The sequence below is a fragment of the Chryseobacterium sp. Mn2064 genome (assembly GCF_049319685.1).
Classification (GTDB): Bacteria; Bacteroidota; Bacteroidia; order Flavobacteriales; family Weeksellaceae; genus Chryseobacterium.
Genome location: NZ_JBMOUE010000001.1, coordinates 171,039 through 190,027, shown reverse-complemented (window position 1 = coordinate 190,027; position 18,989 = coordinate 171,039). Strand labels below are relative to the sequence as shown.

Sequence of the window (18,989 nt, the reverse complement as noted above, 5' to 3'; positions counted from 1 at the left end):
TACTGGTAAAAAAATCTATCAAAAATAGATTTTTATTTTTAGATAACAATAATGTACAAAAGTTAAAAAAATTTTAAAAAGTAATGGCAAAATTAACCTCAAGAAGCGAAGATTACAGCAAATGGTATAATGAGCTTGTTGTAAAAGCTGACTTAGCTGAAAATTCAGGTGTGCGCGGATGTATGGTAATCAAACCATATGGCTATGCAATCTGGGAGAAAATGCGTGATGAAATGGATAAAAAATTCAAAGAAACAGGTCACGTTAACGCATATTTCCCGCTTTTTGTGCCCAAGAGCTTGTTTGAGGCTGAGGAAAAAAATGCAGAAGGCTTTGCAAAAGAATGCGCCGTTGTTACTCACTACAGATTAAAAACCGATCCCAACAATCCATCAAAACTGATTGTAGATCCGGATGCAAAACTGGAAGAAGAGCTTATCGTACGTCCTACATCAGAAGCAATTATCTGGAACACTTATAAAAACTGGATTCAGTCTTACAGAGATTTACCAATCCTTATCAACCAATGGGCAAATGTTGTACGTTGGGAAATGAGAACCCGTTTATTCCTTAGAACTGCAGAATTCTTATGGCAGGAAGGCCATACCGCTCACGCTACCAAAGATGAAGCTGTAGAAGAGGCAGAAAAAATGAACAAAGTATATGCTGATTTTGCAGAAAACTTTATGGCAATTCCTGTCATTCAGGGATTGAAAACTCCATCAGAAAGATTTGCAGGGGCAGATGAAACATACTGTATTGAAGCGTTAATGCAGGATGGTAAAGCCCTTCAGGCAGGTACTTCTCACTTCCTTGGTCAGAACTTTGCAAAAGCTTTTGATGTAAAATTCACCAATAAAGAAGGTAAAATAGAACACGCCTGGGCAACTTCATGGGGAACTTCAACCCGTTTGATGGGAGCTTTAATTATGACTCACTCTGACGATTTCGGACTGGTATTGCCTCCAACCCTTGCGCCGATTCAGGTTGTAATTGTTCCGATCTTTAAAGGAGAAGAGCAGCTGGAACAAATCAGCGAAGTGGCTTTGGATATTCAGGCTAAACTGAGAGCTAAAGGTATTTCTGTGAAGTTTGACAATGATACACAGAACAAACCGGGATGGAAATTTGCAGAATACGAATTGAAAGGTGTTCCTGTAAGAATCGCAATGGGACCAAGAGATCTTGAAAACAAATCTGTAGAGATTGCAAGAAGAGATAATCTTACCAAAGAAGTACGTTCTATTGAAGGTTTGGATACTTACATTGAAGAATTATTAAAAACGATACAACAGGATATTTACAATAAAGCTTTTGAATTCAGAAAGAACAATATCACGAAAGTAGATACTTACGAAGAGTTTAAAAAAGTTTTAGAAGAAAAAGGAGGTTTCATCTATGCACATTGGGACGGAACTGCTGAAGAAGAAGAGCAGATTAAAGACGAAACCAAAGCAACCATCAGATGTATTCCTTTAGATGATGACGTAGAAGAAGGAATTTCTCTGATTTCCGGGAAACCTTCTAAGAGACGTGTGTTATTCGCAAAAGCTTATTAATAATTTTGATGATTTTAAAAAAAATCGTTAATTTTTAAAGAAATATTCAAAAAAAGGTGACATTTGGACGGATTTTTGTTTAAATTTATCTCAACATTAATCTAAAAAAATTTATTATGTCTTTAAATGTCATCGATTTAATTAAAGGACAATTAGGTCCCGCTTTGGTTTCACAGGCTGCATCACAGTTTGGAGAAAGCGAATCTGGTATTTCTAAAGCAATTGGTGGCTTATTACCTGCAGTAGTAGGTGGATTGGCCAATAACGCAGACAACCCAGGAGTTGTGGATGCTATTACGAAAGCCTCATCAAGCGGAATTTTAGGAAATTTATTAGGCGATTCGTCTGGCAATCCTATTATTACCAATTTATTATCATCTCTTTTTGGAGATAAGATAGGCGGATTAGTAAATTCCATTGCCAGTTTTTCAGGAATCAGCAATACTTCTGCAGGTTCTTTGTTAAACCTGGTGACCGGGGCTACAGTAGGTACTGTAGGAAAATATGCAGCAGACAATAATTTGGGTGCTTCAGGTATTTCCAGCTTACTGAATGATCAGAAAGGCATTATCTCTTCTTTATTGCCGGCAGGTCTTTCTTTGGCATCCTTCGGATTAGGAGCTGAAAATTGGTTTGGCCAGGCAAAAGAAACGGTTTCTTCAGTAACGTCTACTGCTAAAGACAACCTTGCAGAAGGAGTGGCTACAGCAAGAGAAAACGTAACAGAAGGAGCAAGAGAAGTAAGAGAACGATTTGAAAATAACAACAATAACAATCAAGGCGGAGGCTCCATATGGAAATGGTTGCTTCCGCTTTTATTATTAATTGCTGCCGGATATTTCCTTTGGAAGCAGTGTGAGAAAAAACAGACTACTACCACAACTACCGTGTCTGACTCAACTGCTACAAAAACAGATACCGCAGTAACAACATCTGGAACAGCCGCTCCTGTAACAAAAACTGACGAAAACATAGACCTTAACGGAGTGATGTTAAAAGGTTACAAAGGAGGAATGGAAGATCAGATGATTGCATTCCTGAAATCAGGAGGATACAAAAATGCAGCTGACGATTCCGCATTGAAAGATAAGTGGTACGATTTTGATCACGTAAACTTTAAAATGGGAAGTTCTACTGAACTGGAAGCAGGTTCACAAGGGCAGCTTGATAACTTAGTAGCGATCCTTAAAGCTTTCCCTGAAGCAAAAGTTAAAATTGGAGGGTATACTGACAAAACAGGAAACGAAGCCAACAACGTAAAATTATCAAAAGCCAGAGCTGAATTTATTAAAGCTGCTTTAGGTAAGGCTGGAGTTGGAGCTCAGGTAATTGCGGCTGACGGATACGGAAGTCAATTTGCAAAAGTAGATGCTAAAGCTTCTGATGCAGAAAGAGCTGCAGACAGAAAAATGGCTGTAAGATTTGCAAAATAATCTTTAGACTCAATAAAAATTAGATCCCGGAACGTAATTTCCGGGATTTTTTCATCCTATGATTTTTGTGTTTACATTTATTTAATTAAATTTGTTAGTCATTTCTAACATTTATGAATTTCAATATAAAAAGCGCCTGGCGAAAAGATAAAACACTGCACTCATTACCAGAAGTTTATTCTTCTGTAAAAGTCCCTAAAAAAGCAAGCTTTTGGAGAAAATACCTTGCCTTTGCAGGTCCAGGATTAATGATTGCTGTGGGATATATGGACCCTGGAAACTGGGCAACAGATATAGCCGGAGGAGCGCAATTTGGATATACGCTACTTTCAGTAATCCTTATCTCCAATATTTTCGCAATGGTTTTACAGCATTTATCTGTAAAACTCGGAGTCGTTGCAGAAAGAGATCTTGCACAAGCTTGCCGTGACCACTTCAGTCCTACCACCAATTTTATTCTATGGGTATTCTGTGAAATAGCCATTGCCGCCTGTGATCTCGCCGAGGTCATTGGTTCTGCCATTGCCTTAAATTTATTATTTCACATTCCGCTCACCTGGGGTATTGTGATTACAACAGTAGATGTTCTCATCATACTTTTGCTTCAGTCAAAAGGTTTCCGTTGGATTGAAAGTATCGTAGGAGGACTTATTTTCATCATTCTGGCTTGTTTTGTCTATGAAATAGTGATTTCTCAACCTGCTATTAATGAAATATTCAGCGGACTTATTCCTCAGAAACAGATTATTCAGAATCCGGCTATGCTTTACATTGCTATCGGAATTTTGGGGGCAACCGTTATGCCTCATAACCTCTATCTTCACAGCAGTATTGTACAGACAAGAGACTACACCCGTGACACGGAAGGAAAAAAAGAAGCCATAAAATTTGCAACCCTGGACAGTACCGTATCTCTGATGCTCGCATTTTTCATCAATGCAGCTATACTTATTCTGGCAGCAGCAACCTTCCATACTACAGGAAATGAGCACATTGCAGATATTCACGATGCTTATAAAATGTTGACACCTATCCTGGGAGCTTCCATGGCCAGTATTGCATTTGCTATCGCCTTATTAGCTTCCGGACAAAATTCAACACTGACCGGTACATTGGCAGGGCAAATTGTAATGGAAGGTTTTCTTAATATCAGATTGAAACCTTGGCTGAGAAGACTTATCACAAGACTTATTGCTGTTATTCCGGCACTAATTGTAGCTATTCTTTACGGAGAACAAGGAACAACCGAATTGTTGGTGTTAAGCCAGGTAATATTATCTATGCAATTAAGTTTTGCTGTGGTTCCTTTGGTGATGTTTACCAATGACAAAGCCAAAATGGGAGAATTTGCCAATAAACCTCTTATGAAAATCTGCGTCTGGATCATTTCAATTATCATTATTATTCTAAATTTATATTTATTGTATCAAACGTTTACAGGACAATAAAAAATACAACTATAGTTTCAAATTGGCTATTGGATTTTCTTTAAAACAGATATTCAATAGCCAATTTTGTTTTGATCAGATGATATATTTTTCACCATCCATGATCTTTTTAGCGCTTATCATTTTTCTGCCTAAATGTCTTATTTTTTCCTTTGGCAGGTTCTTTGCGAAACATTCATGTAAATAAATATTGAATTATGGAAAACCAGGATATTAACGAAGAAAGCATCAATAATCAGGAAGAAAACAATGTTCAGAACGAAACAGCGGCTCAGGACAATGTGACAGCTACTCCTTCTCCAGAGGAACTTTTGGCAGAAGAGAAAGACCGTTACATCAGATTATATGCTGAATTCGAAAACTATAAAAAAAGAACTACTAAAGAGAAGATGGAATTCTTCCAATATGCTAACCAGGAAATGATGGTTTCTATGCTTGGCGTTTTGGATGATTTCGAAAGAGCTTTAAAGGAAATCGCTAAAAACGGAAATCCAGCTGATCTTCAGGGTGTAGAACTTATCTATCAGAAATTCAAAAGCAAACTTACTGAAAAAGGCTTACAAACGATGGAAGTAAAAGCTGGTGACAGCTTCAATGTAGACTTCCATGAAGCTATTACCCAAATTCCTGCTCCATCGGAAGATTTAAAAGGAAAAATCGTAGACGTTATCGAAACAGGTTACACTTTAGGCGATAAAGTGATCCGTTTTGCAAAAGTAGTAACAGGAAACTAAAATTTATAAATGATAAATGATGAGTGATAATAGATGATTATCTCACTTATTAACTTTAAAATATCTTTTATCATTTATCAACAATCAATTATTCAATTGTCATGTCAAAAAGAGATTATTACGAGGTTCTTGAGATCAGCAAATCTGCATCGGCCGACGAAATAAAAAAAGCATACCGTAAAATGGCCATCAAATTTCACCCTGATAAAAATCCGGGAGATAAGGAGGCTGAAGAAAAATTTAAAGAAGCAGCTGAAGCCTATGAGGTATTAAGCGACGATCAGAAACGTGCCAGATACGATCAGTTCGGTCATGCCGGAATGAGCGGAAACGGAGGTTTCGGTGGCGGCGGCTTCGGTGGAGGAATGAACATGGAGGATATTTTCAGTCAGTTTGGAGATATTTTCGGTGGTGGTTTCGGAGGATTCGGTGGCGGCGGTGGCCGTCAGCAGGTGAAAGGTTCTAATTTACGAATCAGAATCAAGCTGAACCTTGAGGAAATGGTAAACGGAACTCATAAAACCATCAAAGTAAAAAAAATGAAGATGGCAGAAGGTGCCACTTCAAAAACCTGTCCTACCTGTAACGGTTCCGGTGTTCAGCTTAAAGTAATGAACACAATGTTTGGTCAAATGCAGACTCAGACAACTTGCGGTACTTGCCAGGGAATCGGAAAGGTTGCTGATAAAATTCCAGCGGGAGCCAATGCACAAGGTCTTGTGAAAGATGAAGAAGAAATTACCATCAACATCCCTGCAGGAGCTAGAGACGGTATTCAGCTTAATGTAAGAGGAAAAGGAAATGATGCTCCTTTTGGTGGAACTCCAGGTGATCTATTGGTGATCATTGAAGAAGAAGTTGATCAAACCATTAAAAGAGAAGGCGATAATCTTCACCAGGAATTGTATGTTTCTTTTGCAGAAGCAGCATTAGGAACCAAAAAAGAAATTCCTACCGTAGGCGGAAAAGTAAAAATCACTGTTGACCCTGGAACACAATCCGGAAAAATCTTGAGACTGGCAGGAAAAGGACTTCCTAGCATCGATAGCTATGGAAAAGGAGATATGTTCATCCACATCAATGTATGGACTCCTCAAAAGCTTACTAAAGAACAGAAAGACTTCTTTGAAAAGCAGATGTCCAGCGGAGAAATGGTTGCAGAACCATCCGGAAAGGAAAAAACATTCTTTGATAAAGTGAAAGACTTATTCAACTAATATATACAAAAGAGGCCTTTAAGGTCTCTTTTTTTTGTTCTAATTTACGAGAATCTATACCAAAAATATCATTTTAACGCAAAGGATCATCCTTTCTTTTATATGATAAGAAAGCTGAGGGGACATCATCAATTTCATTGATTTTTACTAAGCTGACGAATAATCAGCAAGGATAGTTTTCCAATGAATCAAAAAAAATCCTGTACTCTCTCGAATACAGGATTTTCGGTTATTTAAATTTAATTCTGTTTTATTTTTTTGTGGCCAAAGAATAGATGGCTTTTCCTATAGTAAATACAGCTACTGTTGCTAATCCTCCTACAATTCCAAAAGTAAATTCTTTTAAAATATCCGGCCAGGTTGGAAACAGCTCATGCAGATAATGAATATTATGAGCGAAAATCCCTCCTGATACCAGAATCAAAGCGATAGTTCCCACCACTCCTAAAAGCTTAATGATCACCGGTAAAGCCTTTACCAAAAGATGACCAAGCTTAGAAAAAAATCCTTTATCATGGCTTTTTTTAATCAGTGAAAAACCTGCATCATCCATTCTCACAATCAGCGCAACGATTCCATAAACTCCTACTGTAGCCAAAAATGACACAAAAGTTACTGTAACAATCTGGGTAATCAGCGGATGCTCTTGTTGAATAACCGTTCCCAGTGCAATAATTACAATCTCAATAGAAAGTATAAAGTCTGTTCTGATGGCTGAGTTGATTTTCGCTTTTTCAGAAACTTCTGCGCTTTCCTCTACCACATTCTCGGCAACTGTTTCCTCCCCTTTATGAGAACGGTGAAACAGAAATTCTATAATTTTTTCAACTCCTTCAAAAGCGAGATAAAGCCCTCCAAGAATGAGAATAATTTCAATAGCTGGTTTATAAAGCCAATTGAGAAGAAAAGCAATAGGCAGAATGATAAGCTTATTAATAAATGAACCTTTGGTAATTGCCCATAAAACAGGAAGTTCTCTGGAAGAGATAAAGCCTGTCGCTTTCTCTGCATTTACTGCCAGATCATCACCCAAAATACCTGCAGTTTTCTGGGTTGCAATTTTACTGGTTACCGCTACATCGTCCATCAATGCTGCAATATCGTCTAAAATTGCAAAAAAGCCTGATGCCATATTTTAATTTTTTTTTAATATTTGTTAAGTTCAGCAAAAATAAATATTTAATTCTATTTTTCCATAGTTTACAAAATAATAATTTTATAGTACATGAAATTAAAAATCTGTTATTTTCACTACCTTTGATGTATGAAAAAGCTCGTTCTCCGGTATCATTTTTTCATTATGGGATGCATCGGTTTCCTTTTGCAGTCCTGTAATACAAAATTCAGAGTTTGGGTAGGTCCTGGAGGACAACAAAAGATCTACAACTTACAATACGGAGAACATAAAAGACAGAAAATGGATATCTTTCTCCCTAAAGATTATCCTCAAGACTCCCCTGTCGTGCTTATTGTACATGGTGGAGCATGGACGATGGGAAGAAAGGAACATATGATTCAGGTTCAAAAAATGCTTTTTGAGAATAAAATTCCAAGCATCAATATGAATTATCGTCTGGTTTCTAAAAAAAAGAAAATAACCTACAAACAGCAACTGGAAGATATTAGCGCTGCTATTGATAAATTTAATACTCTAGCGGAAAAAGCAGAACTTCAACCCAACAACTATGTTATTCTGGGAGAAAGTGCCGGCGGACATCTTGCTTTACTTTATGGATACAAAAACCCTGACCAGATCAGGAAGATCATTTCTTTAAGCGGTCCTACAGATTTTTACAGCCCGGAATATCTTCATTCATTTTATTCCCAATACACCTCTCCTACTTTCCAAAAAGTAGTGGGAACCAAATTTGAGCGTAAAAATATCTCTGAAGCTTTTAAAAAAGCAAGCCCCATTGCCAATATTACCAATGTGCCTACCCTTTTGTTTCAGGGAAATAATGATATTCTCGTCAATCAGCATCAGGGACTAGCGATGGATTCTGCACTTACCCGAATGAATGTTCCCCACAAATTAATCTTCATGAAAAGAACAGGCCATGTTCCAAGGTTTTTCAGTAAAAGGAAAAGGGATAGTATCATTTATCCAAACATTTTGGAATGGATCAGAAAATAATTCTTTAAAGCATAAGAATATTATCAATTCATTAACTTAGAAAAAAGAAGTATTTAAAGCAAAAAAAGCTGTTTCAGGATTGAAACAGCTTTTTTTATATTATTAGTAGTACTTTTATTCAAAGTCTTTATCTTCATATTTAGAGAAATCCTCTTTTTTTCCGAAAGCAAATTTAAAGATAACCGGAAGTGTTGTTACAAGAACGATAACAATGATGATATATTCCAGCTTTTCTTTCAGATTGATTCCAAACTGCTCCATAAATAATTTATCAAGGTAATGTCCGGCAAAGATCAAAATAAATGACCACAATACGGCTCCGATAACATTATCTCTCAGGAACTCTTTTTTATCCATCTTCACAATTCCGGCAACAATGGGAGTAAAAGTTCTCACCACCGGCAGGAATCTAGCCATAATAATAGCCAGCGCACCGTGCTTTTCAAAGAAATCGTGTGCCTGATAAAGATATTTCTTTTTAAAAAGCATTGAATCTGGTCTTTTATATAAAGCAGGTCCAGCTTTTCTACCGAAATAATATCCTACTTCATTTCCTATAATGGCTGCAAGGGCAACTCCGGAAGCCAATAGCGTGGTATCCATAAAATCGCTTCCTGTTGAGCCAAAAGTCTCTTTGATGATTTCAACGGCATAAATTCCTGAAACGAAAAGTAATGAGTCTCCAGGGAGGAAAAATCCTACAAAAAGACCTGTTTCAGCAAAAACAATAAATAAAATAAGCCAAAACCCTCCCATTTTAATATAAAACTCAGGGTTTAATAAATCCTTCCAGCTATTGAAATCTTCCATAAATATCGATGAACAACAAAAGTAGTTCTAAAATGTCTTAAACAAAAATTAATTATAAGATTTTAACTAAAATTCATGTGATATTTTACAGGTTAAGATCATCGTCGGAAACTGCGGTCCCATCGGCCATTAGGAAAGCTTTCAGGAATGGAGTGATATTTCCGTTCATTACAGCATCCACATCTGAAGTTTCGTGACCTGAACGTACATCTTTCACCAATTTGTACGGGTGCATCACATAGTTTCTGATCTGGCTTCCCCATTCGATCTTCATTTTGTTGGCCTCAATTTCGTTTCTGGCTTTCATACGTTCTTCCAATTCCATTTCATACAATCTTGAACGAAGGAGCTGCATGGCTTTTTCTTTATTCTGAAGCTGAGAACGGGACTCGGAGTTTTCAATGATAATTCCGGTGGGTGCGTGGCGAAGACGAACAGCGGTTTCCACTTTGTTTACGTTCTGTCCTCCAGCTCCGGAAGCTCTCATGGTTTCAAAACTGATATCGGCAGGATTGATATTGATTTCAATGGTATCATCTACCAAAGGATACACATATACGGATACAAAGCTTGTATGACGTTTTGCATTACTGTCAAATGGTGAAATTCTTACCAAACGGTGTACTCCATTCTCGCCTCTTAAATATCCAAAAGCAAATTCACCTTCAATTTCAAGGGTAACGGTTTTCACACCGGCAACATCACCTTCCTGGAAGTTCAGTTCGCGGATTTTATAGCCTTGCTTTTCTGCCCACATGGTATACATTCTCATCAACATAGAAGCCCAGTCACAACTTTCTGTTCCTCCGGCTCCGGCTGTAATCTGAAGAACGGCTGAAAGTTCGTCTCCTTCATTGGAAAGCATATTTTTAAATTCAAGGTCTTCAATTTTTTCTACCAATTGTGGGAAGGTTTCATCCAGCTCTTTTTCGGAATCCGGATCTTCTTTAGCAAAATCAGCCAAAACCTGCATATCTTCAAACTGGGTCTGAATTTCATCATAGCCTTCCACCCATTTTTTCTTGGAACGAAGCTGCTTTAGAAATGCTTCTGCTGTTTTAGGATTGTCCCAAAATTCAGGAGCAGCGGTTTTTTCATCATCATTGGCAATTTCAATCTTCTTTTTGTCAATCTGAAGGTATCTGTGTAAATCTTCAATTCTGGATTGAACTTCTTTTATCTGGTCGTTGTTGATCACGATTGTCTCTTTTTGCAAAAATAAGGAATTCTTTTGGAGTGTAAAGGCGAAAGTTTGGAGTTGAAAACATAGTTTTTCTTCATTATCACATCAGGTAATACTTTCAATAAATTAATAAATATTATTATTTGTATAATGAATGTTTACTCTTTAATGATTTCTGCTTCAAAACGTTCTTTCAAATATGCTTTTGATTTTCTACTTTCCCATTTGAAACCCGCCATTGATAATACATAAATAAACAATAACATGAATAAAGGCATGAAAAAAGTGATATGAGGTTTTTTCTCTGTGGTCATTACTACCAAGAAAAAACATATTGCAAATCCACAAAAAACGACTAAAAACCCTAATACTGGTCCCTGCAGCCTCATCGTTACCTCGACTTCTGTTTTATTATTCTTGTTCTGAACAATACCATTTATCTGGGGAAGAAAAGAGTTTCTATTTTCTATAATTCTATTTATTTCAAAGCGGTTTCCGTCAACAAAGCCTTCATAATCTTTTGGCTGGTTATCTCTGAACCCCCATTTTTTGGGTTGCACATGATCAGAAAGTCGTTGCATCACTTCCTGCTCTGGTAAATCTGTTCTGTAAATGATATGTTCAAAAGGCAGATATTTCATATTTCAGTATTTTTTTATATTAGATCTCTTACGATCTCACCTATCTTCGGAGCAAGAGCCACTCCCATTCCAGAAAGCCTTACCGCACAAAACTGTCTTTCTGAAAGTTTCTTCACAACAGGTGTTTTTTCACTTCCCATCGCCATAATACCCGACCAGCGAAGAGCAACCTTAAAATCCTGATCCGGGAGTATCACTTCTTTTAAGAAATGCTCCAGATGATTCTGCAAAAATACTGTAGTTTCCAAAACCGTGGTTTCTTCTGTTTTAAAATCCTGATTCCTCCCTCCTCCTAATAAAATTCTGTTTCCAAGATTTCGGAAATAGTAAAAGCCTTCATCATAATGGAAAGTTCCTTTAAGTTTGAGTCCTTCTATGGGTTCGGTTAGCAGAATTTGTCCGCGGGCAGGAATAATTTCTTCTTTTTCGAGAAACTTTGAACTGAAAGCATTGGTACAGTGAAGAACCTGCTCTGCTTTTACAGAAATTTCCGTTGAAAGATCAACTAGGACCTCGTTGTCTTTTTCTTCAATATTTTCAACTTCTGCACCGAATAAAAATTCTACTTTCAAATCATTACACTTTTCTAAAAGCTTTTGCAAAAGTTTTCCTGAGTGTAAGCTTCCTTCACAAGGATTTTCAATCAAAAAATTAGATTTTCCCAATCCAAATTCCTGTATTTTTTCCTGCTTAAGACTGTAGGTTTTTTCAAATCCGGTAATTGACCTCAACTTTTCATTAACGAGATCTATTTTTGATAATGGTTCTTCATTATTGACAATTTCATATCCTCCGTTGAGTTCAAAGTCTATCTCATTACTTTTAAAATAATGTCTGATCTTCTGAAGACCTTCAAACCGCATTCTAACAAGATCCAAGGTTTTCTCCCAACCCATTTTCTGAGCATCGGCAATCACTTCCGTAAGACTTCCAAAACAGGCAAAACCGGCGTTTCTCGTTGAAGCACCTAATGGAACAGAATTTCGTTCGATTACCAGAACAGATTTTTCCGGATATTGTTCTTTAATAGCAATAGCCGACCAAAGCCCGGAAAACCCTGCTCCAATGATGATAATATTTCTCTTCCTGTAAAAAGTTTCAGATTCCCAGATACTGATCATTGGTAATGATTGATAAGTAAAAAATAAGTTTAGCCGTTTTCTTCTTCTTTCTCTCCGTTATGATGAAAACCAATGGCTCTTCTTGGTTCTTCTACAATTTTATAGGTTTCGAGTTCATTTTTCAAGGCCTGGATTCTGAAACGGAATTCATCAAAGTTATTAATAATGACGTCTGCCAGGAAACGGGCTACCTGATCAAGATATTCTTCGGTAAGTTTTCCGGCAGAATCTCTTAATGCAGCATTCAGAATATTTTGATCAATCTTGAGTTTTTCGTTTCTTGTTCTCTGGTAGAGATTCTTGATTCGTTTTTTCAGGCTTTGGGTAAAGTCTATCAGCATCGTGTTACTGAAAGCTTTCATTTTGGAAGCGATTTCGTGCCAGAACGGAACTTTATCAGCTTTGTTGTTCTTGAGTATTTTGTAGAGAAGAGAATCTTCTTCGAGTCCTCTCGTCATGCCATATAAAATGATTTCTGATCGCTCTGACGCATTCGGTGGGAAAATAGGAATCATGACATCAAATCTTCCGGGAGCCAGAATTTCTTCATCGATCTCTGAAACGGAATTGGCAGAACCTACCATCAAGACTTCTTCTTTACCAAATTTGCTTATATAATGAAGGATGAGTTCCTGAGCTTCAAGATTGCAGGAAGCCACATCGTTTTCTGCTTTTCTCTGCATCATAATCTCATCAAAATCATCAAGGAAAAGCAACATTTTATTTTCTTTCATCATGTTCAGGAGAAAATCGCTGAAATTGATTTCGTTTCCATCGATCAAAGATGTTCCCAGATAATGTTTTTTAACCTCTTTAAACTGATATCCTATAATCTCAGCAATTTTATTGGCCCAGAAGATCTTTCCGCTTCCGGGAGGACCATACAGAATAATTCCTGCAGGTTTGTTGATTCCCCAATCTTTAATTTGTTGAGGATTTAAGAAAGGCTCCAATACGGCTGATGTATAGAAGAACAGGTCTCTATACCCTATAAAATCTCTTTTTTGTAAGCTGGTCTGATGTCCAAAGTAATCATATACAAATTTATAATTCCCGCCCAGTTTGTTATCAATACCATAACTTGAAATGGACGATTTGAAAAAACCGTTATCAAAAATATTAAGATTGTTGTCTTTAATCGCTTTTTCTACTTTGTCTTTGGGTTGGTTGATGACTTCAGCAATTTGCTCAAGGGTTTTATTTTTATCCAGATCTTTTTCATAGAGTCTTAAAAAGTCTACATTTTCACGGGCAAATTTTTCAAAATCCTCCTTTACATCAAAGTTGGTGCTGATACAGTCTACCAATTCAAGATCGAAATCCTGGATAAACTGTTTTATGGCTTCTGCAGAAACATTCAATTCTTCTGCGAGTTCAATTAATTTCATAACTTTTGATTAATTCTATCAAATTTAATCTATTTATAGAGAAATCTAAATTGATTTATGATAATTCTGTAACATTTTATAATTTATATAGACTACTACTATGTAAAACAAATTACATGGAAAAAATTTTATCAGTAAAAAATCTGACAAAAAAATTCAAAAGAGTTGTGGTGAACAATATTTCTTTTGATGTAGAAAAAGGAAATGTATACGGACTTCTCGGTCCTAATGGAAGTGGAAAATCTACCACCTTTGGAATGCTTCTTTCCACTATTAATCCTACCAGCGGAGACTGGTTCTGGTTCGGTAAAAAAGGAACAGACTCTGAAACATTAAAAAGAATCGGAGCCATTATCGAGCAGCCTAACTTTTACCCATATTTAAGTGCAGAGACGAATCTTAAAATCGTTGCTGAAATCAAAGGAGCATCCTACTCCCGAATTGAAGAAGTTCTGAAAATCGTTAATTTATATGAAAGAAGAAAAGATACTTTCAAAACCTTTTCTTTAGGAATGAAACAGCGTCTCGCTATTGCTTCTGCCATGCTGAACAACCCGGAAGTTCTCATTTTGGATGAGCCTACCAACGGACTTGATCCTGAAGGAATTATTCAGATCAGAGAAATCATCAACAATATTGCACAGCAAGGCATTACGATTATCATAGCAAGCCACCTTCTGGATGAAATTGAGAAAATCTGCAGCCATGTGATTGTACTGAAAGAAGGAAATTCCATCTATTGTGGAAGAGTAGATGAAATGACGTCTAATAATGGTTATTTTGAACTTAAAGCAGATAACAATACTTTGCTTGTAGGTATTCTGAATGAGCTTCAGTGGTTTACCTCCATCAATCAGGATGGGGAGCTTATTAAAGCTAAGATTCGTGATGATGCTTCTATTTCGGCTTCAGCCCTGAATCAGAAGCTGGCTGAAAAAGGAGTTTTCTTGTCCCATTTAACCAAGAAAAAGCTTTCTCTTGAATCTCAATTCCTTGAACTTGTAAAAAACACAAATTAATCATGATAAAATTATTAAAACTCGAATATTATAAAAATCTGAACTACAGACCATTCAAGATTTTTACAATCCTTTATTTTGCCATTCTTATTGCGCTTCTTTTCGTTGGTTTAGTGGATTTTGATCTTTTTGGAGGAACGGTTAACCTGAAAGAACAGGGAATTTATAATTTTCCTGAAATCTGGAATTTCACTACATGGATTGTGGCTTTACTGAAAATTTTCCTGGGTTTAATTATTGTTTTTTCTATTTCACAAGAATTCAGTAACAGGATGTTCAAGCAAAATACGATCGACGGACTGAGCAGAGAAGAATTTATTACTTCCAAGTTGCTTACCATAAGTATTTTCACCATTGTTTCAACTATTATCGTATTTGTTATAACCATATTTTTAGGCTATAAATACTCTAATACAAAGGAATCTACAAAAGTTTTTGCCGAGATTTTCTTCATTGGGAATTATCTTGTAAAACTATTTACCTTCTTCTCTTTTCTCATGTTTCTTTCTATTCTATTGAGAAAATCGGTATTTGTATTTCTTGCCCTATTCGTTTTCTGGATTGGTGAGGGCGTTTTAACAGCTATTGAAGTTTATTCAAGAGTAGCAGGAATACAGGGAGCACAAAGAAATGAAATCATTCAGAACGATTTTTTCTTTACCCATCTTTTACCGCTGGGAAGTATGTCTAATCTTATTCCTAATCCCATGATGAGACTGAATATGGCTAAAATGATGGGCGTAAAATATGAGTTTCACTACCCTACGGAAAGTCTTATTGCCTGTTTGGTATGGTCTGTTATTTTCATTTTCGGATCCTACTGGATTTTGAAAAAAAGGGATTGGTAGAATTTTTAATGAAAGAGTAAAGAATTTCAAAATTTAAATAATATTGTAAAGTGGTTCGTTTCGGGCCACTTTTTTTGGCTTAAAATTTTCATTCAACAGAAAAATACTAGCAATGAAAAAAATATACTACTTTCCGGGACTTATTAGTGCAGTTATAATTCCAATTCTGTTCTGGTATTATGGAAATCAAAGAGTTCATCCGCAATATATGTTTATGGATCTTGGGCTTCCTGCTAAAGAGCGACCAGAAAAGCCTTTACTAAATACTTTTGAACCTTTTAGAAACTGGGATTATAAAAAGATTACAGTACATCCTAATACTGCTCTTCAAAATCAGGAATTTTATATTTCAGAGCTTAAAAAATTACAGACAAAAAACGTAAAAGAATCAGGAATCGAGTTTATAATTGGGGATCAAAATACTTATCAGGATTTTATTGCTCTTATGGATGTAATGAAGCTTTCTAATCAGGAAATGTATACTGTAGATATGGAGAAAACGGGACATTTCTTTGCCCTTCATGAATATAGAGCTCCTGAAAAAGAAATCCATCCTACTTGTGGTGGTACAGTGGGTGGTCCATCAGATTACAAAGAAAAACAAACCCTGAATTTAATCAGACCAGATAGTTTTATCAATCACATTCCGCAACAGTCTTTTTATATCTTGTTTGGTTTTCTGCTCTTTGTGAATATATCTATGTTCAGCATCAAAGAAAATTTTCAGATCAGCAGAAAAAGACTGATATAGAAAAAGCTGTCCTAAATAGAACAGCTTTTTATAATTAGACACCAAAAAGTGTCTTTTTATTTTTTATCTAACAACGGAAGGTATTTTTCATATCCTTTACCTGCCATTTCAGCCTTAGGAATAAACTTCAGAGAAGCACTGTTGATACAGTAGCGGAGACCTCCTTTATCTGCAGGACCGTCTGTGAAAACGTGTCCTAAGTGAGCGTCACCCGTTTTGCTTCTTACTTCTACTCGATCCATTCCGTGAGTGCGGTCCATTTTCTCATCAATTAAGCCTTTTGTAATTGGTTTTGAGAAACTTGGCCATCCACAGCCGGATTCAAATTTATCTGTAGAGACGAATAAAGGTTCACCTGTTGTAATATCCACATAAATTCCTTCTCTGGTCTCGTTCCAGTATTCGTTTTGGAAGGCTCTTTCAGTACCATTTTCCTGAGTTACATTGTATTGTTCTGCAGTCAGTTTTTCTTTTAACACCTTTTTATCCTGTTTATGATAGGCGGGTTTTGGAAAAGGATTGGCTTTTTTAGCCATTTCAAAAAGACCTGGTTCAATATGACAGTATCCTCCTGGGTTTTTATCAAGATAATCCTGATGATAATCTTCTGCTTTATAGAAGTTTTTCAAAGGTATAGTTTCAACAAGTAATGGTTTACTGTAGTTTTTTGCTAATTTCTGAACTTCATCTTTTACGACAGCTTCATCCGTTTTATTGGTGAAATAGATTCCTGTTCTGTACTGGTTTCCTCTGTCATTTCCTTGTTGATCTTTGCTGGTTGGATCAATTGTTTTAAAATAGAGGTCTATCAGCAGTTTAAGATCTACCTGATCGGGATCATATTTTACTTTAACGGTTTCTGCAAACCCGGTTGTATGACTCACCACTTCTTCATAGGTTGGATTTTGAGTATTTCCATTGGCATATCCCACTTCGGTTCCTACCACTCCTCTGATCTGTTGAAAAAAATGTTCTGTTCCCCAGAAACAACCTCCTGCAAAATAAATTTCTTTGCTGTTTTTATTATCCATAACGTCATCTTTTTTTACTTCCGCTACATTATTGGGTTTGTTTTTTTTGAAAACCCCTGATCCTGCAGCAAATACTGCGATACCCAGAATGATTCCGAGTACAATTAATATATTTTTCATTTTATCCTTTTTATTCATTATTCATTAGTATTATTTTGAAACAGCATACATCCAAATCCTAACAACATGAGATCTTTTATAATAAAGAAATCTGTTACCGGTACTCCATCTACTATTTTCCATGTTCCCGGTGTAGTAAACAAGTAACTGATCGTTAACAGAAAAGTGGCTATCATTCCTGCTCCTGCATATTTTTTTAATACAGCAAATTTCGCACTAAATATGAGGAGTAAAGCAATGATAATTTCTATCGTTCCGATAAGATTTGACACTGCCTGAACGCTCATAATTTTATATACGAAAAAGGTTAAGAAATGGTTTTCCACCAATGGTTTTATTCCAGCAGCTTCTGTAGGAGTGAATTTGAAAATTCCGATCCAGAGTAATATAAGTGCCGCCCCGAAAAGCGAAATATAATATCCTAATCTGCTTATTAATTGATTGTTTCTGAATTTTGTTGTTGATCCGACCATATTTTTAAGATTTTGAATGAATACTTTGCTGTTTTCAGAAGTATAGTCGGAGCCATTTCAAAATCCTGACAAAAATTTTTTAAAAATTTAATTTATCGATCATTTTATTTTTAAAATCCTGAATTTCAGAGTCATTTATTTCTTTTTCTTTTTCTGAAAATGTTTTTTTGAAAATCTTATCCAGAACTTTTAGTTTTTCATTGTACATCTTACACCATTTACAGATCATCAGGTGCATCGTAAGCTTTCTGTTTTCCCGGGCAGAAATAGATTGGGCATTCTTTTTTTCCATGAGCAGAGTAGCTTCACTGCATGGTAAAAATAATATATGGAGAATTTTTCTAATCATGACTATAATCTTGAAAACCAATTGAATTCCAGACATTCTCTGAGCTGCATCCGGCTTCTTTGAAGAATCTTCCAAAGGTTAGTCGTAGAAACTTCTAATTCCTGACTGACTTCGGGTGCTTTTTTTTCTTCAATATAATACATCTTCAGCAGAATTTTCCATCGTGAAGGCAATTCATCAATGCATTCTTCCAGTGTTTTATTAAATTCGTCGTTGTCTAAAAGTTCATCTTCAGTTCCTGAAGCATTCCAATCTTTTAAAACATCGTCCCTCTTCCACGAGCCTGTTTCATCAAAAAAATGATCGAGCCTGATGTTGGGTTCGGATTTGTATTTTTTACGATAAAAATCAGCCACTTTTCTATTCAGAATGGCCATAAGCCAGGTAAGAGGATTACTTTTTCCCTCAAAAGAATCATACGATGAATAAGCCGCAAGAAAAACGTCCTGAACAACATCCTGCGCATCTTCTTTATTGGAAAGCACATACAGTGCCCGCTTCAAAAGCGGTCCCGAATATTGTTCTATCCAGCTTTTCAGCTCTTCATCTTTTGCCATTGGTTAGATTTTATCTTATCTCAGATCACAACGAAGATAATAAGTTAAATGGGAAACTGCAAAATTACAAAGATGACCGGTGATCACCTCTTTTCCAAACTCTATAGATTTCCGGACTCCACAAAAACTTATCATAAAGAAAATAATCCCCTGAAAGATGCTCTGTACGCCAC

The 18,989-nt window shown here is 36.2% G+C and carries 19 protein-coding genes; 9 read left to right on the top strand and 10 right to left on the bottom strand.

Annotated elements, in window-relative coordinates; genetic code table 11:
- Positions 1 to 83: 83 nt before the first annotated feature.
- From proS to dnaJ, 5 genes are all read left to right on the top strand, one after another.
- Complete coding sequence (gene proS, locus ACL9RH_RS00895) at positions 84 to 1,559, top strand: proline--tRNA ligase (RefSeq protein WP_422691440.1); 1,476 nt, start codon at positions 84 to 86, stop codon at positions 1,557 to 1,559.
- 116 nt (positions 1,560 to 1,675) lie between these two features.
- Positions 1,676 to 2,992: a DUF937 domain-containing protein gene (locus tag ACL9RH_RS00890; RefSeq protein WP_422691439.1), complete on the top strand. Its 1,317-nt coding sequence runs from the start codon at positions 1,676 to 1,678 to the stop codon at positions 2,990 to 2,992.
- Between the two features lie 113 nt (positions 2,993 to 3,105).
- Complete coding sequence (locus tag ACL9RH_RS00885) at positions 3,106 to 4,440, top strand: Nramp family divalent metal transporter (protein ID WP_422691438.1); 1,335 nt, start codon at positions 3,106 to 3,108, stop codon at positions 4,438 to 4,440.
- A gap of 197 nt (positions 4,441 to 4,637) precedes the next feature.
- A complete protein-coding gene (locus ACL9RH_RS00880; RefSeq protein ID WP_422691437.1) occupies positions 4,638 to 5,174 on the top strand; it encodes a nucleotide exchange factor GrpE in 537 nt (178 codons plus the stop codon).
- A gap of 101 nt (positions 5,175 to 5,275) precedes the next feature.
- Positions 5,276 to 6,391: a molecular chaperone DnaJ gene (dnaJ, locus tag ACL9RH_RS00875; protein WP_422691436.1), complete on the top strand. Its 1,116-nt coding sequence runs from the start codon at positions 5,276 to 5,278 to the stop codon at positions 6,389 to 6,391.
- A gap of 250 nt (positions 6,392 to 6,641) precedes the next feature.
- Here the strand turns inward: dnaJ and ACL9RH_RS00870 are convergent, their stop codons facing one another.
- The gene (locus tag ACL9RH_RS00870; protein WP_422691435.1) at positions 6,642 to 7,523 is read right to left on the bottom strand and encodes a DUF808 domain-containing protein; all 882 of its coding nucleotides are present in this window, start codon (positions 7,521 to 7,523) and stop codon (positions 6,642 to 6,644) included.
- Positions 7,524 to 7,655: 132 nt separating this feature from the next.
- Here ACL9RH_RS00870 and ACL9RH_RS00865 point away from each other — a divergent pair, with 132 nt between their 5' ends.
- Positions 7,656 to 8,525 carry an alpha/beta hydrolase gene (locus tag ACL9RH_RS00865; RefSeq protein WP_422691434.1) on the top strand — a complete coding sequence of 290 codons (870 nt, stop codon included), beginning with the start codon at positions 7,656 to 7,658 and terminating at the stop codon, positions 8,523 to 8,525.
- A gap of 114 nt (positions 8,526 to 8,639) precedes the next feature.
- Here the strand turns inward: ACL9RH_RS00865 and ACL9RH_RS00860 are convergent, their stop codons facing one another.
- The 5 genes from ACL9RH_RS00860 to ACL9RH_RS00840 form a co-directional block, all read right to left on the bottom strand.
- Positions 8,640 to 9,335 (bottom strand): DedA family protein, encoded by a 696-nt coding sequence (locus ACL9RH_RS00860; RefSeq protein ID WP_422691433.1) that lies wholly within the window; start codon positions 9,333 to 9,335, stop codon positions 8,640 to 8,642.
- An 85-nt stretch (positions 9,336 to 9,420) separates the two neighbouring features.
- Positions 9,421 to 10,533, bottom strand: coding sequence for a peptide chain release factor 2 (gene prfB, locus ACL9RH_RS00855; RefSeq protein WP_422692643.1), 1,113 nt, complete (start codon positions 10,531 to 10,533; stop codon positions 9,421 to 9,423).
- 143 nt (positions 10,534 to 10,676) lie between these two features.
- A complete protein-coding gene (locus ACL9RH_RS00850; RefSeq protein WP_422691432.1) occupies positions 10,677 to 11,159 on the bottom strand; it encodes a hypothetical protein in 483 nt (160 codons plus the stop codon).
- Between the two features lie 14 nt (positions 11,160 to 11,173).
- Positions 11,174 to 12,280 carry an NAD(P)/FAD-dependent oxidoreductase gene (locus tag ACL9RH_RS00845; RefSeq protein ID WP_422691431.1) on the bottom strand — a complete coding sequence of 369 codons (1,107 nt, stop codon included), beginning with the start codon at positions 12,278 to 12,280 and terminating at the stop codon, positions 11,174 to 11,176.
- A gap of 29 nt (positions 12,281 to 12,309) precedes the next feature.
- Positions 12,310 to 13,668 carry an AAA family ATPase gene (locus tag ACL9RH_RS00840; protein WP_422691430.1) on the bottom strand — a complete coding sequence of 453 codons (1,359 nt, stop codon included), beginning with the start codon at positions 13,666 to 13,668 and terminating at the stop codon, positions 12,310 to 12,312.
- A 116-nt stretch (positions 13,669 to 13,784) separates the two neighbouring features.
- Between ACL9RH_RS00840 and ACL9RH_RS00835 the strand changes: the two genes are divergently transcribed.
- The 3 genes from ACL9RH_RS00835 (at position 13,785) to ACL9RH_RS00825 (ending at position 16,286) form a co-directional block, all read left to right on the top strand.
- Complete coding sequence (locus tag ACL9RH_RS00835) at positions 13,785 to 14,687, top strand: ABC transporter ATP-binding protein (RefSeq protein WP_422691429.1); 903 nt, start codon at positions 13,785 to 13,787, stop codon at positions 14,685 to 14,687.
- 2 nt (positions 14,688 to 14,689) lie between these two features.
- Positions 14,690 to 15,535: an ABC transporter permease gene (locus tag ACL9RH_RS00830; RefSeq protein WP_422691428.1), complete on the top strand. Its 846-nt coding sequence runs from the start codon at positions 14,690 to 14,692 to the stop codon at positions 15,533 to 15,535.
- 112 nt (positions 15,536 to 15,647) lie between these two features.
- Positions 15,648 to 16,286, top strand: coding sequence for a hypothetical protein (locus ACL9RH_RS00825; protein ID WP_422691427.1), 639 nt, complete (start codon positions 15,648 to 15,650; stop codon positions 16,284 to 16,286).
- 56 nt (positions 16,287 to 16,342) lie between these two features.
- Here ACL9RH_RS00825 and msrB read toward each other — a convergent pair whose 3' ends face one another.
- The 4 genes from msrB to ACL9RH_RS00805 form a co-directional block, all read right to left on the bottom strand.
- Positions 16,343 to 17,437, bottom strand: a complete 1,095-nt coding sequence (gene msrB / locus ACL9RH_RS00820) for a peptide-methionine (R)-S-oxide reductase MsrB (protein WP_422691426.1) — start codon at positions 17,435 to 17,437, stop codon at positions 16,343 to 16,345.
- A 17-nt stretch (positions 17,438 to 17,454) separates the two neighbouring features.
- Positions 17,455 to 17,910, bottom strand: coding sequence for a DUF417 family protein (locus ACL9RH_RS00815; protein WP_422691425.1), 456 nt, complete (start codon positions 17,908 to 17,910; stop codon positions 17,455 to 17,457).
- A 79-nt stretch (positions 17,911 to 17,989) separates the two neighbouring features.
- Complete coding sequence (locus ACL9RH_RS00810; protein WP_422691424.1) at positions 17,990 to 18,259, bottom strand: hypothetical protein; 270 nt, start codon at positions 18,257 to 18,259, stop codon at positions 17,990 to 17,992.
- Between the two features lie 2 nt (positions 18,260 to 18,261).
- Positions 18,262 to 18,816: a sigma-70 family RNA polymerase sigma factor gene (locus tag ACL9RH_RS00805; RefSeq protein ID WP_422691423.1), complete on the bottom strand. Its 555-nt coding sequence runs from the start codon at positions 18,814 to 18,816 to the stop codon at positions 18,262 to 18,264.
- Positions 18,817 to 18,989: the final 173 nt, after the last annotated feature.